Raw genomic sequence first — 17,070 nt, forward strand, 5'->3', positions numbered from 1 at the left:
AAATTATATATGAATAAGGGGAAAAAACGGAGCGGATGGCGCAAATTGGGGAGAGCGCTGTTATTTATTTTTGGTAGCTTTTTATTGCTGCTGATAGCGCTGATCATTTATGTAGTGAGCGTAGGTCATATCCATCCACCGGATATTGCTGACAAGCGTGCACTGAAACTGGAGCGTAAACCACTGGATTCAACGGCGTATACCATTGGCAACAACTGGTTCCGTAAGAGCAACAGTGGTCTGTATGAAATGTATATAGAAGGAAAGCCTTTTGACAGAGGAGTGATCTATGGCAAGCTCTCTGCAGAACTGGTAAAAAGACAGGAAGACAACTTCACGGATCAGATCAAGAAGATGATCCCTTCCCAGTCGTATCTGAAGTTCCTGCGCTACTTCGTAGGATTCTTCAACCGTAACCTGGCTAATAATATTGAAGAAGAGAATAAGGAAGAAATATACGGGATCTCTTTCTCTGCTTCTGACAAATACGATTTCATTGGCACTAACTATGAGCGCTTGCTCAACTACCACGCTGCACACGACATTGGTCACGCATTGCAGAATATGGCACTGGTGGGTTGTACCAGCTTCGCTACCTGGAATGACGCTTCTGCTGATAGTAGCCTGATCATAGGCCGTAACTTCGACTTTTATGTAGGCGATAAGTTTGCAGAAGACAAAGTGATAGCCTTCTATCATCCTGACAAAGGGTTCAACTTTATGATTGTGACCTGGGCTGGTTTCACCGGTTGTGCATCAGGTATGAACCAGGCAGGTTTGACAGTGACCATCAATGCAGATAAGAGTAAGATCCCTACCGGTTCAGCAACGCCTGTATCGCTGGTCGCGAGAGAGATCCTGCAGTATGCAAAGAACATCGACGAAGCATATGCGATCGCAAAGAAGCATACCATGTTCGTATCTGAGTCTTTCCTGATTGGTTCAGCATTTGACAACCGTGCCGCCATCATTGAAAAGACACCGGACAGCATGGAGTTGTATGATCCTAAAAAGAACTTCATCACCTGCACCAATCACTTTCAGGGTGAGAACTTTAAAGCGACGCCTGAAAATATCAGGCAGAGAGATGAAACAGCTTCCGGTTACCGCTTTGAGCGCCTGACCGAACTGCTAAAAGAGAAAGGTCCGAATACAGTTCAAAACACTGTCGATATTCTGCGCGACCGTTTTGGTCTGCATGGTAAAGATATTGGTGTAGGTAATGAGAAAGCAATCAACCAGTTCATTGCACATCACTCCGTAGTATTTGAACCAAAGAAGAAGCTGGTATGGGTATCTACAGCGCCATGGCAGCTGGGAGAGTATGTATGCTACAACCTGGATTCCATTTTTAGCATGCATGGTTTACAAACGGATCATGAGGTGTACGATAGTAGCCGCATGATAGCACCTGATCCATTCATGCAAACAAAAGCCTTTACTAATTTTAAAGTATATCGTTCTTTAAAAGTTGCTGCACAAGCAGGAGTGGACCTGGATCCTGGCATGATACCAGCGCTGGATCCTGAATTTTACCATGCTTATGTAGTGGCTGGTGATTATGCATTTAAGCATGGTGACCTTCAAAGAGCAAAAGTATTTTATGAAAGAGCACTCACTAAGGTGATCGCGAACAAATCAGAAGAGATCCATATCCGGAAACAAATAGAATTGTGTAATAAAAAATCATGATCTACGGCATAGGAACAGATATCGTTGACGTGGCACGCATAGGCGCCAAAATAGCCAAGGGAATTGGTTTTAAGGAACTTGTGTTCACCCCTCACGAGATCGCCTATTGCGAGCAGCAGGTACATAGCGAAGAGCACTATGCCGCCCGGTTTGCAGCCAAGGAAGCCCTGTTGAAAGCACTGGGTACCGGTTACATGCATGGCGGGGTACATTTCAATGAAATAGAGATTACCAATGATGCTACCGGCAAGCCATTGCTAGAGCTGATAGGTAATGCCCGCTCCTACTACGAACAGCTACAGATCAAACAGATTTTGGTTTCATTGTCACACATTAACACCACTGCGGTGGCGACTGTGATCATTGAAGTCTGAAAACCTGATACCATGTACATACCCAATATTGAATTGCAGCCCGCTACTTCCATCAGGGCATTTCAGGAAAAAGAAGTCCTTCACCTGCTGGGTTACCTGCGGGAGTTTTCACCTTTTTACCGGAGTTGGTTTGCCGAACATGGCATACAGCCTTCCGACGTAAAATCGCTGGATGACCTCTGGCGTATTCCACCTGTCACGAAGGAGCACCTGCAGGAACAGAACTGGGATTTTCTGTGCGTAGATAAAAGCAAGATTGCAGAATATACCACTACCTCCGGTACGCTGGGCAGACCAGTGATCATTGCTTTGACACAGAAAGATCAGGATCGGCTGGCGTATAATGAATACATTTCTTTTTGCTGTGCTGATGGTACGGAGAATGATATCTTTCAGCTGATGCTTACGCTGGACAGACAGTTTATGGCGGGGATGGCATATTATAATGGTATCCGCAAGTTAGGGGCCGGTGTGCTACGTGTGGGGCCGGGTGTACCTTCTCTGCAATGGGAGAATATACAGCGGATACAGCCAACCACAATAGTAGCAGTACCTTCATTTATCGTGAAGTTGATTGCATTTGCAAAAGAACATAATATCGATATTAACTCGTCTTCAGTAAAAAAGGCGGTATGTATAGGGGAGAATATCCGTAATGCGGATTTCACTTACAATGTATTGGGCAAGAGGATTACAGAGCAATGGGATATCAAGCTTTATTCTACCTATGCCAGTACAGAAATGCAGACGGCATTTACAGAGTGTAATGCAGGTCATGGCGGGCACCACCATCCTGAGTTGCTGTATGTAGAACTGCTGGATGATAATAATCAACCTGTAGGCCCTGGCCAGGATGGCGAAGTGACGATTACGACACTCGGTGTAGAAGGGATGCCATTGCTGCGCTACAAGACAGGAGACATCTGCCGTTACTTTGAAGAACCATGTTCCTGTGGTCGCCAGACGAAGCGTTTATCACCTGTGATAGGCCGTCGTAAACAGATGATCAAGTACAAGGGTACCACGTTGTATCCACCTGCGCTGTTTGACCTGCTGAATGATATGGAAGAAGTGAGAGAGTTTGTAGTAGAAGTATTCTCCAACGAAATAGGCACAGACGAGATCTTACTGCATCTGTGGCCAATACAGGAATCAGAAGATATAGACAGAAAGATCCGTTCTTACCTACAAGCCAAACTGAGGGTAATACCTCAGATCAGGTATGTAGGGCAAACGGAGATCATGAAGATGCTGATGCCTGAAGGGCTACGCAAACCCGTGAAATTTGTGGATAACCGCGGTTAAAAGCTCACAGATACCGCGGCTTTCGGATTATCCAGTTTATTGCTTTTTCTCACGCCATCCCGGATCACATGGATCATGTTGATCTGGTTGGGATGCTCGCTATAAAGGATATCGTCTTTGACTTTCACCTGTTTGAAAGGAGTGATGTTCTGTGCCACCAAAAAGCACCAGGCCGCTTCTTCTTCAATTTTATAGCCGAGATAGGTAAGCTTTACGGCTTTTCCATCCACATTGATATATAAATGTTTATTGATATAGCCGGCGATGAGGCTATCCATTTGTGCCTTATTGGTTGGGTGGATGATGTCCAGCGGGAGTTTTGATTCCTTTTTCAGTACATTTTCCAGATCGTCGGCAAAGATCCGGCAGCTGACCTGGACCTCGTTTTTAGTCTTTACATGCTCGATCTCAGTGACACTCACATAGAATGGGTGAAATGCGAAAAAAGACCCCAATAACCATTTATATAATATTAAACCCACTTGCCTAAAAAATTTTAAATATTAGCAGTATCCTTGTATAATTACCAAAAATAGGAAATTGTGAGCACCGAATTCGGGATGTATTTTCAAATGGGGTGGCAGCATATCATTGCCTGGGATGGCTACGATCACATCCTGTTTATCATGGCGTTGTCCGCTATTTATATGCTGCAGGACTGGAGAAAAGTGCTTGTTCTTGTCACAGCTTTTACAATTGGTCACGCCATCACACTGGCTTTAAGTGTCGCAAACGTCGTATATATCCAAAGCAGTCTGATAGAACTGCTCATACCAATCACTATCTGGATTACCGCTCTTTTCAATATGTTTAAAAAAGAGCTGTCGCCACAAAGAGTCCAACTGAACTATCTGTTCGCATTGTTTTTCGGCCTTGTTCATGGTATGGCCTTCTCTGCCTACCTGAAGAGTCTGATCGGCACACAGGAAAACATCCTTACACCCTTGCTGGCTTTCAATCTGGGGCTGGAAGTAGGGCAGATGATGGTCGTAGCAGGCGTATTATTACTGGCCGGTATTATTGTAAATGTTACAGGGGTAAAACGCAGGGACTGGAATATTTACCTCTCTGCTGCCATCTTTGGCGTAGCCGTTCTGATAACCATTGAAAGATGTAAAGAATTTATAACAAAATAGACAGGGACAACCAACTGTCACCAGGTTTTTTTATGAGAAAAAAAGCAATCAAATTGGCTCTGGCGGCCTGTTGTATCACTGCCGGCGCCAGCGCACAATCCTTACCACTTACCGGCTCTAACCATGGTAATAAGTTTGAGCAATTAGGAACCATTCTCCAGACGCCTAACGAATACCGTTCTGCATCCGGTGCCCCAGGTCCTAAGTATTGGCAACAAAGAGCCGATTACGACATCTCCGCTACCCTGGACGATGACAAGCAAAAGCTGACAGGGAAGGAGACCGTAACTTATTACAACAACTCTCCCGATCCGCTGACGTACATCTGGTTGCAACTGGATGAAAATGAGCACAATCCGAAAAGCGATAACAATAGCTTTGACGGTAGCGCCATTAAGAGCAGAATGACGATGAGGGATGTAAACCAGATCCTTGGCCCACGCCCTGGTTTCGGTACCAACATCGTAAAGATCACCGACGAAAGCGGGAAAGAGATTCCGTATACCATTAACCAGACCATGCTGCGTATGGACCTGCCACAAACCCTGCAACCCGGCCAGAAGTTCCGGTTCAAGGTGGAATGGTGGTACAACATCTCTGATCGTATGATCGAAGGTGGTCGTGGTGGGTACGAGTACTTCCCTGAAGATAAAAACTACCTCTACACGATCACGCAATGGTATCCCCGCCTGGCTGTATATTCTGACTTCCAGGGTTGGCAGAACCATCAGTTCACCGGTCGGGGTGAGTTCGCACTTACTTTTGGCAATTTCCATGTAAGCATGAATGTACCTGCTGACCACATCGTAGGTGCTACCGGCGAATGTCAGAACTACAAAGAAGTGCTGACAGGTGCACAGTACCAGCGCTGGCAACAGGCACAGAGTGCAAAAGAACCGCTGGAAATCGTGACGCCTGATGAAATGAAGAGTAACATGGGCAGCCATGCCACCGCCCGTAAAACATGGGTGTATAACGCAGAAAATGTGCGTGACTTTGCACTGGTATCTTCCCGCCGCCTGGTATGGGATGCCATGGCGACAAATGTAGAAGGCAAGAAAGTAATGGCCATGTCTTACTATGGTCCTGAAGCTTACCCGCTGTGGAAACGCTATTCAACGAAGGTAGTGGCAAATACCCTGAGAGTATATTCTAAACATACGATTCCATACCCTTACCCAGTAGCGATTTCAGTAGAAGCTGCCAATGGTATGGAATACCCAATGATCTGCTTTAACTATGGCCGTACTGAAAAAGACGGTACCTATTCAGAAGCAGTGAAGAATGGTATGATCGGTGTGATCACCCACGAAGTAGGCCACAACTTCTTCCCTATGATCATAAACTCTGACGAAAGACAATGGACATGGATGGATGAAGGTCTAAATACTTTCTGCCAGTTCCTGGCAGAGCAGGAGTGGGATAACAACTTCCCTTCCAACCGTGGACCTGCCTACAAGATTGCAGATTATATGCGCATGCCGAAGGATCAGCTGGAACCGATTATGACCAACTCTGAAAACATTGAGCAGTTTGGTCCGAACGCCTATGCTAAACCAAGTACAGCACTGAACATACTGCGTGAAACCGTGATGGGGCGTGAACTGTTTGACTTTGCTTTCCGTGAATATGCACGTCGCTGGGCATTCAGGCATCCTACACCTGCCGACTTTTTCCGTACGATGGAAGATGCATCTGCAGTAGACCTGGATTGGTTCTGGAGAGGATGGTTCTATGGTATTGATCCGGTGGATATCTCTATCGATAGTGTGAAGATGTTCCGTTTGGATACGAAAGAACCACAGGTAGCAAAAGCAGAAGCGAAAGCAAAATATGATCGCAATGCAGACCATATTTCCCGCGCACGCAACAAAGCAGAGGGCATGAAATTCGTAGCAGAACAGGATACTGCATTACAGGATTTCTATTATAAATGGAATCGTTTTGATGTAAGTGAAGAAGATAAAAAGACATATGGTAATTACTATGCAGGCCTCAGCCCTGAAGAAAAGAGATTGTATGACAGCAAAAAGAACTTCTACCAGGTATCATTCACGAATGTAGGTGGGCTGGTAATGCCACTAATTATAGAGTGGACATATGTAGATGGTACGAAGGAAACAGAGCGTATTTCAGCTTACATCTGGCGTCATGATGAAAACCATGTGACCAAGGTATTTGCAAAAGATAAGGAAGTCGTATCAATTAAACTGGATCCACAAAGAGAGACAGGTGATATAGACGAAGCCAATAACAGCTGGCCAAGGGCACTGACACCAACCAGGTTTGAGTTGTTCCGCAGTGAACAGGCGGTAAGAGGCACCTCCACAGGTGGTAACCCAATGCAACAGGCTCGTAAATAGTAGTTGTAACGTATAATAAAAAAGCGCTTTTGCCACCGGCAAAAGCGCTTTTTTTGTTTATCCCTATTTATAAATACTTAACAATTAGTTAAGGTATACTAAACAAATTGTTAAAACTCCTTTTAGATCTTTGTACCCATCATCACAGGGATTGGAGTAGATAGTTATCAAAAAGAGTCTAAATCAATTAAATCGCTTTATAGTAATTCACATCAACTAAAAAACAGTTATGCCAAAAAGATGTAATGCATTCGCATGGATGTTAATGGTAATGCTATTGTTACCTTTTTCCTCCCTTGCGCAAAAACTAATAAACGGCCATGTACTGGCTAAATCAGACCAGACGCCCATCCCTAGTGCGACGGTCATTGTAAAAGGCACAAAAAATGGAACAGTAACCAATGTAGATGGCAGTTTTGCGATCAGGGCTCAAAAAGGAGATATCTTAGCTATCTCTGGTCTCGGTATCACACCATCTGAATTTACTATAAATGGTGAGGACATCACGATCACGGTTGATGCCAGTACCAAAGACCTCAATGAAGTAGTGGTAACTGCTACCGGGGTAAAGAAAGAGGTAAAACGCCTTGGATACGCTATCCAGGATGTAAAAGCCAATGATCTGACACAGGCACGCGAACCCAGTGTACTCAATTCACTGAAAGGAAATGTGGCGGGTCTCTCTATCAATATCACACCTGAAATTGGTCACTCACCCGGCGTAATTATGCGTGGCGATGGTAGCCCAATGTATGTGGTAGATGGGGTACCATTAAGCTCTGATACTTACAACATTAACCCGGATGATATCGAAAGTTTCACTGTGCTGAAAGGCCCTAGTGCTGCGGCATTATACGGCTTCAGAGGTAAGAATGGTGTGATCATAATCAACACTAAAAAAGGTACTAAAAATAAACGTGGCTATACCATTGATGTAAACAACAGTACACAGTGGAATGGTGGTTTCATTGCGCTCCCTAAATACCAGGATGAATATGGTGCAGGTGAATATGGTAAATATGCATTTGGCGATGGCCAGGGTGGGGGTGTAAACGACTATGACTACGACATATGGGGCCCTAAGCTGGATGGCCGTATGCTGCCACAGTATGATGGTGAATATGATGCAAACACTACTTATACTACCAACTTCGAAGATGGTACATCTTTTCAGGGTCATATCAAACCAACTGCCTGGACGGCGCGTGGTAAGGATAACCTGAAACGCTTTTTGCAAACTGGTATCCTGAACAGCACCAGCGTGGCACTCAGCTCTTCTACCGACAAAGCTGACCTGCGTTTCTCTATGGGTAACAGTTACCAGAAAGGCATCGTACCCAATACACAACTGAACAACTTCAATGCTTCTGCCAGCATTGGGTATAAATTTACAAAGCGTTTCTCCATCCAGACTTATATCAACTACAGCCGCCAGTCTACGCCGAACATTCCGGATGTAAACTATGGTCCTAACAGTATCATCTACAATATGATCCTGTGGGGTGGTGCGGATTGGAGCGTAGACGATATGCGTGATTACTGGCAGCCAGGTAAAGTAGGTGTACAGCAGAAATACGCTGAATACTATCGTTATAATAACCCATGGTTCATGAGTTACGAGTGGCTGAGAGGTCACTACGTAAATAACGTAAATGGTTATGCAGCGTTGAACTATAATGTTAATAACAACATTGATCTGACTTTACGTCCTAGCATAACTACTTACAACTTTACCAATACAGAGAAACTGCCTTATTCTGCTACAGTATACGACAGACCTGAGCATAAAGGTGACTACCGTGTGGATAACCGTTCTCTTTTCGAATCGAACGTAGAGTTTCAGGCTAAGTACCATAGAAACGCTATCCTTGGTTTCCTCGATGTACAGGGCATGTTTGGTGGTAATGCCAGAACTTTCCGTTTCAATTCAGAGTATACTACTACCAACTATCTGAATGTACCTGGTGTATATTCATTTTCTAACTCACTTAACTCTGTACAGGCAGCTTCTTATAATGCTGAAATGTTGGTGCTGAGTGGTTATTATTCACTGGATCTGGGTTACAAATCTTATGTGACTGCCAACATTACCGGCCGTTTCGATAAGTCTTCCACACTACCGGCTGAAAACAATACTTATTTCTATCCTTCGTTCAACCTGGCTACTGTGATCTCTGATTATGTGAAGTTACCAAAAGGTATTTCTTTCCTGAAAGTACGTGGTTCATTTGCCAGCAGTAAGTCGGGTGGTACTGATACCTATTTTGCGCCAAATGTATCTAACCTGGCAGGTGGTGGTTATGGATATACTTACTATTCTCCATACGATGGTCCGGGATACGATTTCTCACAGACTTACACCCTGCAGCCTTACTATAGCAATCAAAACAGCGCTTCCTATACCAATACACTGGTGGGTAACAATATCAGAACTGCTGAAAGAAAAGCTTACGAAGCAGGTCTGGATGTACGTTTCCTCGAAAACAGGCTGAGCCTGGATGTAACCCGTTACCGTTACAGAGACGACCTGATTTATACAGCGGATGTTTCTGAATCAACAGGTTATTCACAGTTAATCAAGAACCAGGGTAAGACACAGAATGACGGTTGGGAAGTAACATTGGGTGGTTCTCCTATCCGCAACAAGACTGGTCTGAACTGGGATGTGAATGTAAACTGGTTCAAATTCGTACGCAAATGGATTGATAACCCAAGTGGTGACAACTGGGTACATAGCGGTACCCGTACTGACCTGGTGTATGACAATGCATTCGTTCGAACTTCTGGTGGCCAGTTAGTCATCGACCAGTCATCTGGTTTGCTGCTGCGTTATACTGACCTGGGTGTAAACGCCAAGAAAGTGTTTGGTCACTCAGATCCTGACTGGCAGTGGGGTATTACCAATACTTTCAGCTACAAGAACTTCTCTTTCCGTTTCAGATTCGATGGTATGGTAGGTGGTGTGGTACACGACTATGTACGTCAAAAATCCCTGCAAGGTGGCCGTCATATCGAAAGTACACAGGGTAAATTTGGTGAAGCACGCCCTGACGACGCACTTGGGTCTACTGGTTTCTCTTATGTGGGTGAAGGTGTAAACCTGACGGGTGGAACCATTTCGTTGGATCCGATCACAGGTAAGATCACTAATGAAGATGAATTGACTGTATCTAAAAATGCGACAAAGACATCTGTACAGCAGTATGTAACCAGGATGGCTTCTATTCATGACCTGAACAATATCAAGAAGACCTATGCCAAGCTGAGAGAAGTAACGCTTACTTACCGCCTGCCTGCCGACCTTTTTGGTAAGCGGACTGTGTTCCAGAATGCATCCGTGTCTTTGGTAGGTCGTAACCTGTTGTACTTCTTCCCGAGTCGTTACAAGGATATGGACGTTGACCAGTACACACAGGATAGTGGTTCCGGTCTGCAGACGCCTACGACTCGCAGTTATGGTGTGAACCTGAATATTACCTTTTAATACCCAAACACAATGAGAAGATATCAATATATATTAATCATCGCATTGAGTTGTCTGATGATGGCAGCTTGTAATAAAAAGATTGAAGAACTACAGGCCAATCCGAACGAGCCGGGTAGTGTGACGGCAGAGTTACTGCTGGGCGCTGTATTGACTGATATGTCGGGTACGCAGGATGATGGTGCACTGGAAGACTATGGATCATGGGGCGCCGTACATCGCTGGAACCAGTACTATTGCCGTAACTATGAATATTATGGTGATAACCAGTATGGCTGGTCAAGTGGTAGCTTTGACAGCTACATCGTATTGAAAAACGTAGTACAGATGGAGAAAGAAGCTGCTACCCGTGGTGCAGATTCAATCAATCCTTATGAGTCGATTGGTAAATTTGTACGTGCATACTACTATTACAATATGACCTCCATGATGGGTGATATTCCTTTGGATGGTGCAGTGCAGGGTACGGATAATCTTACCCCGGCTTATGCTTCACAGAAAGATGTATTTACCTTTGTGCTGAATACATTGGATACTGTAAATAACCACCTGACTACACTGATTAATGCTGGTGATAATACTATCGACGGTTCTACACAGGATATCTATTATGCAGGTGATCTGACCAAATGGCGCAAGCTGGCAAATACCTTCAAGCTCCGTGTGCTGATCAGTCTGAGTAATAAGACGTCTGACGATGAACTGAATGTGATATCTCAGTTTGCCACTATTATCAATAATCCTTCAACTTATCCGATCTTCACCAGTGTAGATGATGATTTCAAATTCACTTATGTAGAAACCTATAATGTTTATCCACAGAGTCCAAACAACTTTGGATCTGATGCACAGCGTTACAACATGGCGAATACATATGTGCATAACCTCACTGATCTGAACGATGCACGTGTGTTCATCACCTGTGAGCCGGCATGGAATATCATTGCTACAAAAGGTTACAGCGCAGTAGACTATCGTTCATTTGTAGGTGCGAGCACAGGTGAATCCATTGCGAACATGTATTCTGATGCCATCGCTGGTAACCTTTCCCTGATCAATCGTAAGCATTATTATGATACTTACACTGGTGAGCCGGATGTATTGGTAGGTTACAAAGAAATGTGTTTCAACATCGCAGAGGCGATCAACAGAGGCTGGATCAGTGGTGATGCGGAGACCTGGTATAATACAGGTATTACAGAGTCTATGAAGTTCTATGGTATTACCGCTTCACAGACCAGCTATACAGCTTATTTCCTGAAGTTTGGTAGTTCACTGGGTGATTATACCTCTTATGCTTTTACCTTCGATTTAAGCACTTATTTAGCTCAGTCTTCCGTGAAGTATGCAGGTGCTGATGCAGGGTTGGAACAAATCCTGACACAGAAGTACATTGCCATGTTCCAGAATTCCGGCTGGGAGGCTTATTTTAACTATCGCAGAACAGGAGTACCTGTTTTTGATGAGGGAACCGGTATCGGGAATAATGGGGTGATTCCAAAGAGATGGGGGTATCCAAGTTCGGAACAGAACCTGAATGCAGCGAACTGGAAAGCAGCGTTGAGCAATCAGGGATTTAGCAGTGATGATATCAATGGATCAATGTGGTTACTCAAGTAAATAAACAAAAGCCGGACCTGAACAGGTCCGGCTTGTTATTGCTGCTTTTTATAGCGGTATAGATGGCTATACATAAGTTAGTTCATCACTTATCCCACCACACTTTCGTCATCAACGAATTACTACCCTGCCTTGCAATCGCCTCCTGGTAATTCGTTGCATTGCTCGCCGCCTCTGATGCAGGATACAACATCCTCCTTGGAATCTGTCCACCAGTTGCATTCCCTACATAATTCACCGGCGTTAATTCCGGATATCCACTCCTCCTCCAGTTAGCCCACACTTCATACCAATCCAGCATACTTGCGGCCCAATACTGCGTATTAATTTGGTTGTAACCATCAGCATCATTATAAGGATGTGCTGTCAGGTAAGTTTTAATAGTCGTACTGTTGATGGCCGCTGACGCATCGTACTGCGCCAGCTGACCCATTGCAGCGCTCACCCCATTGGCATAATGTGTCGCGGCATTTGCTCCCACATTCCAGCCTCTTTTAGCAGCTTCTGCCAACAGCAGTTCTACCTGTGCATAAGTAATTAAAAAAGTAGGTCCATCCAGTTTCAGAAATACGTTCTTATTCAGTACTGAATACTTTTTCAGATCACCGGGATAATTCGGCGCTTTCGTAATATCTGTAGCACTTGATGCTCCGTTTGTATCAAACCCATTCGGCATACCCAGCTGATCTGCCGCTGCCGTACTACCTGTAGCAGGCACTGTACCGATGTATGCAAGACGTGGATCATTGTTATTGCGTAGAAAATCAATGAAAGTTGTGCCTAAACTTGCTTCACCTGCATTGCCGATTGCATTCCACTCACCAGAGAGGATGTTACTGTTTCTGTTCACAGTGGTTCTGCCACCTGCTGCATCGTGCAGGATATAGGCATTCTCGCTATTGTCAGCAATCACACCACCGGCATAAGCTTTCTCTACTACCTGTTGTGCAGTGGCTACATCTGCCTTTGTAAGGCGCATCCCTATTCTCAGCATGAGTGAATAAGCCAGTTTTTGCCAGTTCTTTACCACTACTGTTGCAGTGGAACTACCTCCTTTATTGTAAATGAGGTCGCCCTGTCCAGGTATGGCTTTCGTGGCATCCAAGGCTTTGGCCGCTTCGTCCAGTTCTGTCACCATATTCGTATAGATGTCCTGCTGCGCATCGTACTTAGGTGCATAGTTCTGGTCACTATAACCTTCACCTGCTTCAGAATAAGGAATATCTCCATACACATCTGTCAGGCGCTGGAAGATCATTACCCTGGCAATACGCGCCATGTTATACTGGTTGCTATAGTATGTATCATCCTTCGTGAGGCGTATTACATCCGTGATGTATTTCACCTGGTCGGTGTATGCCTTATCAAACAAGGCATTGGACCATGCATCATTCTGCATATACTTATCACCTGCATACCAGGATACGTTTGACAACTGTTGCATCATCATCGCACAATAGATGATGTTCACACGCCAGGTATCATAACTGTAATCACTGTTACCAGTATATTCCAGCAGTGCACGGGTAAAGTTGTACTCAGGTACACCGGTGTTCTCACTGGATTTATTCTTATCTGTATTAATGCTTTCAAAGTTCTTGGTACAAGCTGGCAACAGCATGATAGCAGAAAAAGAAAAAGCAATTATCTTTTTATATAGAGCGTTCATTGCAGCTGGTTTTAGAATTTAACATTCAGGTTAACGCCAAAGGATTTGCTAGTAGGCAGACCGGCATATTCAAGACCCTGCGCATTACTATTGCTATAGTTGGATTCAGGGTCAATATTAGGTGTAGACTTCTTGAAGTAGAACAGGTTGCGTCCTACCAGCGATACACTCACACCATGCAGTTTGTTGTGCATGGCGCTGGTGCTGAAGTCGTATGTAAGGCTTACAGAACGGAACTTGATGAAGTCTGTCTTATATACATGCAGGGCTGAGATCGTTGCCAGCTGGCTATAATAAGTCTGTGCACTGATGTTGGTGGTTACCGGTGCACCGGAATCATCTACACCTGTTACAGTAACTCCCGTCTCACGACCTGGCAATGTTTCTTTCTGCAGCCCATATCCGTAAGCGTTCGCATTTGTACCTGAGTAAATATGACCACCTGATTTGAAGTCGATGAGGAAGGAGAGATGGAATTGCTTATAAGCCAGATCATTGCTCCATCCACCGCTGAAAGGCGCTACACCTGTACCTGCACTCACCAGTGCATCTGTTCGTTGTGGCAGACCTGAAGCATTCACCACCAGGTTGCCTTTCGCATCTTTCTTATAATCGTACACCATGATCTGCGCATATGGTTTACCTACCACATGTTCTATGAAGGCAGCTTCTGTGCGGGATTCCCCGTTTTCTACCACCATTTCATTCTGACCGGGTGCCAGCTGAATCACCTTGTTTTGGTTATGGGCAAAGTTGAATGTTGTGGTCCATGTCAATGCACCGGATTTTATTGGCGTACCACCAATCATTAACTCAATACCCTGGTTCTGCAGTTCACCCACATTCACGAGTGCGCTGGAATACCCAGACCCTAATGATACGGTCGCAGTCACGATATCGTTCGTTGCTTTCTTGTTATAATAACTGAAGTCACCAAACACACGGTTGTTGAACAACTTGAATTCAGCACCCACTTCCAGTTCTTTTACTTTCAGTGGTTTCAGCGCCTTGTTAGGAATTTTGTTGTCAATGTCACCGATCGGAGCGCCGTTGATGGTGCTACCCAGCGTGCTGTAGTACAATGCCGTTTTATATTCATCCGCATCACCACCTACCTGTGCAAAACCTGCGCGGAGTTTACCGAAGTTGAGCCAGCTTGCTTTTACATTTTCAGAGAAAACATAAGAGATAGTAGCAGATGGATAATTGTAGGAGTTGTTTGCCGCTGGCAGGGTACTGCTCCAGTCATTACGATCTGTCAGGTTCAGGTAGAGGAAATTGCTGTAAGCCAATTCCAGCGCACCATACACAGAGTGTACTTCTTTTTTGTATTCAACGATAGTGCTGTTCTTCGTACCTGCTGTAGATGGATTGTACACGAATGGGAAAGCGAAGTTAGACGCTGTCACATCGTTGACCTTATCATTTTTTTGCAGGAGGTTTGCACCGGCATTCAGGTTCATGCTCAGGTTGCGGGTGATATTTTTATTCACCCCAATCAGCACGTCTGCATTCATTTCGTTGAACTGTCTGTTACGCTCCAGGTCTAAGCTACCCTTAGGGCGGTAAGCGGTACCAGTCGGCGTAATAGAGGTGGCATTGAAACTGAAGAAGTCATTTGCCACACGACCCTGTATGTACAACCAGGAAGTAGGCGCATAGCGTAAACTGGTCATACCAATCACGCGGTCCTTCTTCGTATTGTTAATAAAGCGGTAGGCGGCAAAGTAAGGATTGGTGCTGAACAGGTCACTGCTAAACACGGTTTCGTTGCCCTGTGCATCATAGCCTGGTGCCAGATAAGACGCTTTCACATTCGCTGGCAGGAAGGCGATGGCATAGTTACCATTGCCAGGTGCATCACTCAGGTTAGAACGATTGTTGGTCAATTCTTTGGCGTATGTGATGTTGGTTTGTCCGCTCCATTTGTCAGACATTTTGTAATTGAGGTCCAGGTTCACGTTGTCGCGGATGTACTGTGTATTCGGATAGATACCGTTGCTACGCAGGTCTCCGAGAGCTACGCGATAGGTGGTTTTATCATTACCACCAGCTACAGAAATGGTGTTGCTGAGCGTATTCCCTGTTTTATAGAAATCTTTTAAGTGGTTACCTTGTTTGGAGTAAGGGTGTGTCTGTCCATCGAAGAGAGTCACTGCAGAGCCATCCAGTTTGGTACCCCAACTGGAAAGACCACTGTTCAGGGCAGACTGTTTATCAGTAGGATGTGCCCCCTGAATACCCTGTCCGTATACATCCTGAAAGTCGAGGAAGTCGTTCACTTTATCCACCGTGATATTGCTGTTCAGTTCTACTGCCAGCTGACCGGCTTTACCTGATTTGGTAGTGATGAGGATCACACCGTTTACACCACGCTGGCCATAGAGGGCAGAGGCAGCAGCGCCTTTCAGGATGGTCATATCTTCGATGTCATCAGGGTTGATGCTGGATATACCATCGCCAAGGTCAGCGCCACCCCACATGGTAGCAGAACCGAGGTTCGCATTGTTCATGGGGATACCATCTATTACATAGAGCGGCTGGTTGTTGCCACTCAAAGAGGAGTTACCTCTGATGGTCACGCGTGATGAGCCACCTGGACCTGTGGAAGGAGGGGTGCTGTTCACACCGGCTACGCGTCCTTCCAGTGCATTGGCCACGCTGATTTCGCGGGCTTTGGTCATATCTGCACCTTGTACTTTGGATACGGCATAACCCTGACTACGGGCTTCTCTTCGTATACCAAGTGCAGTTACTACCAGTTCATTAAGACCTTTTACAGTTTCTTCCAGAACAATGCTGACGGTAGTTTCAGCACCTACAGTGATTTCCTTAGAGGTAAAGCCAACGTAAGAAAATACCAGTACATCGCCTGTCCCTGCGGCAATGCGGTAAGTGCCGCTGACATCTGTTTTAGTACCCCTGTTACTATTTTTGAGCGTTACGGTCACACCAGGCAAAGGGTTGCCCTGAACGTCACGCACAATACCCGTAATGTCTCTTTGTTGCCTTGCAGCATAAGTTGAAAGAGAAGGAGCTGCAACGGCGGTCTGTATGCCGGTTGCGAGCATGAGGCCCAGCACAATGCCTGTGGCACTGCATGCTTTTGTCAAGCGTAGTGTACGTTTCATAGATACTGCCTTTAAAAATTGACCTAAATGGATGTTGTTTCCCATAGGAATGCCAGAGGATGTAGTACATCCTGGCAATTCCAACGTAACTGTTAGTGAATTTTGATTGTCGATTTTAGATTCTGGTTGATAAGCAGTATAACATAATCTTTTCAGCTATGGGCCCGTGTAGCAGAAATAAAATAATGTGATACAATGCGCCGTTAACTGCGCATTTCACCTATACCATTGCGATGTTTTACTAACATGTTCAATACGTGCTGCCCTGATTCCCCCTTAGTGTCTACAGGAATTTT

10 protein-coding genes are annotated in these 17,070 nt (G+C 45.0%); 7 read left to right on the forward strand and 3 right to left on the reverse strand.

What is annotated here, in order from left to right:
- Positions 1–9 precede the first annotated feature (9 nt).
- From QQL36_RS13980 to QQL36_RS13990, 3 genes are read left to right on the forward strand one after another with little or no spacing between them, the layout of a single operon-like run.
- Positions 10–1,692 carry a C45 family peptidase gene (locus QQL36_RS13980; RefSeq protein WP_321570055.1) on the forward strand — a complete coding sequence of 561 codons (1,683 nt, stop codon included), beginning with the start codon at positions 10–12 and terminating at the stop codon, positions 1,690–1,692.
- Positions 1,689–2,066 (forward strand): holo-ACP synthase, encoded by a 378-nt coding sequence (gene acpS / locus QQL36_RS13985; RefSeq protein ID WP_083721368.1) that lies wholly within the window; start codon positions 1,689–1,691, stop codon positions 2,064–2,066. Before QQL36_RS13980 ends, acpS begins: the two co-directional genes overlap by 4 nt.
- Positions 2,067–2,078: 12 nt before the next feature.
- On the forward strand, positions 2,079–3,371 hold the full coding sequence (locus tag QQL36_RS13990) for a phenylacetate--CoA ligase family protein (protein ID WP_083721369.1): 1,293 nt from the start codon (positions 2,079–2,081) through the stop codon (positions 3,369–3,371).
- Here the strand turns inward: QQL36_RS13990 and QQL36_RS13995 are convergent.
- Complete coding sequence (locus tag QQL36_RS13995) at positions 3,368–3,853, reverse strand: DUF6702 family protein (protein ID WP_083721370.1); 486 nt, start codon at positions 3,851–3,853, stop codon at positions 3,368–3,370. The two genes, QQL36_RS13990 and QQL36_RS13995, sit on opposite strands and share 4 nt — an antisense overlap.
- 60 nt (positions 3,854–3,913) lie before the next feature.
- On the opposite strand from QQL36_RS13995, the gene QQL36_RS14000 reads away from it, so the two are divergent.
- The 4 genes from QQL36_RS14000 to QQL36_RS14015 all read left to right on the forward strand — a co-directional run bounded on the left by QQL36_RS14000 (position 3,914) and on the right by QQL36_RS14015 (position 11,974).
- The gene (locus QQL36_RS14000) at positions 3,914–4,507 is read left to right on the forward strand and encodes a HupE/UreJ family protein (protein WP_235643476.1); all 594 of its coding nucleotides are present in this window, start codon (positions 3,914–3,916) and stop codon (positions 4,505–4,507) included.
- Positions 4,508–4,539: 32 nt separating this feature from the next.
- The gene (locus tag QQL36_RS14005; protein WP_321570056.1) at positions 4,540–6,870 is read left to right on the forward strand and encodes a M1 family metallopeptidase; all 2,331 of its coding nucleotides are present in this window, start codon (positions 4,540–4,542) and stop codon (positions 6,868–6,870) included.
- Between the two features lie 229 nt (positions 6,871–7,099).
- Positions 7,100–10,354: a SusC/RagA family TonB-linked outer membrane protein gene (locus QQL36_RS14010; protein ID WP_321570057.1), complete on the forward strand. Its 3,255-nt coding sequence runs from the start codon at positions 7,100–7,102 to the stop codon at positions 10,352–10,354.
- 12 nt (positions 10,355–10,366) lie between these two features.
- Positions 10,367–11,974: a SusD/RagB family nutrient-binding outer membrane lipoprotein gene (locus QQL36_RS14015; protein WP_321570058.1), complete on the forward strand. Its 1,608-nt coding sequence runs from the start codon at positions 10,367–10,369 to the stop codon at positions 11,972–11,974.
- Between the two features lie 85 nt (positions 11,975–12,059).
- On the opposite strand, the gene QQL36_RS14020 is transcribed toward QQL36_RS14015, so the two are convergent.
- Both QQL36_RS14020 and QQL36_RS14025 read right to left on the reverse strand, forming a co-directional pair.
- Positions 12,060–13,643: a SusD/RagB family nutrient-binding outer membrane lipoprotein gene (locus QQL36_RS14020; RefSeq protein ID WP_321570059.1), complete on the reverse strand. Its 1,584-nt coding sequence runs from the start codon at positions 13,641–13,643 to the stop codon at positions 12,060–12,062.
- Between the two features lie 11 nt (positions 13,644–13,654).
- Entirely contained in the window at positions 13,655–16,774 is a 3,120-nt protein-coding gene (locus tag QQL36_RS14025) for a SusC/RagA family TonB-linked outer membrane protein (protein ID WP_321570060.1), read from the reverse strand.
- Between the last annotated feature and the right edge of the window lie 296 nt (positions 16,775–17,070).

The organism is Chitinophaga sp. LS1, from assembly GCF_034274695.1.
Taxonomy (GTDB): domain Bacteria; phylum Bacteroidota; class Bacteroidia; order Chitinophagales; family Chitinophagaceae; genus Chitinophaga.

Excerpts from the sequence above, each read along its gene's own strand:
- QQL36_RS13980 (WP_321570055.1), top strand. The coding sequence starts at position 10 with ATGAATAAGGGGAAAAAACGGAGCGGATGGCGCAAATTGGGGAGAGCG.
- QQL36_RS14015 (WP_321570058.1), top strand. The coding sequence starts at position 10,367 with ATGAGAAGATATCAATATATATTAATCATCGCATTGAGTTGTCTGATG.
- QQL36_RS14005 (WP_321570056.1), top strand. The coding sequence starts at position 4,540 with ATGAGAAAAAAAGCAATCAAATTGGCTCTGGCGGCCTGTTGTATCACT.
- QQL36_RS14020 (WP_321570059.1), bottom strand. The coding sequence starts at position 13,643 with ATGAACGCTCTATATAAAAAGATAATTGCTTTTTCTTTTTCTGCTATC.
- acpS (WP_083721368.1), top strand. The coding sequence starts at position 1,689 with ATGATCTACGGCATAGGAACAGATATCGTTGACGTGGCACGCATAGGC.
- QQL36_RS14010 (WP_321570057.1), top strand. The coding sequence starts at position 7,100 with ATGCCAAAAAGATGTAATGCATTCGCATGGATGTTAATGGTAATGCTA.
- QQL36_RS14025 (WP_321570060.1), bottom strand. The coding sequence starts at position 16,774 with ATGAAACGTACACTACGCTTGACAAAAGCATGCAGTGCCACAGGCATT.
- QQL36_RS13990 (WP_083721369.1), top strand. The coding sequence starts at position 2,079 with ATGTACATACCCAATATTGAATTGCAGCCCGCTACTTCCATCAGGGCA.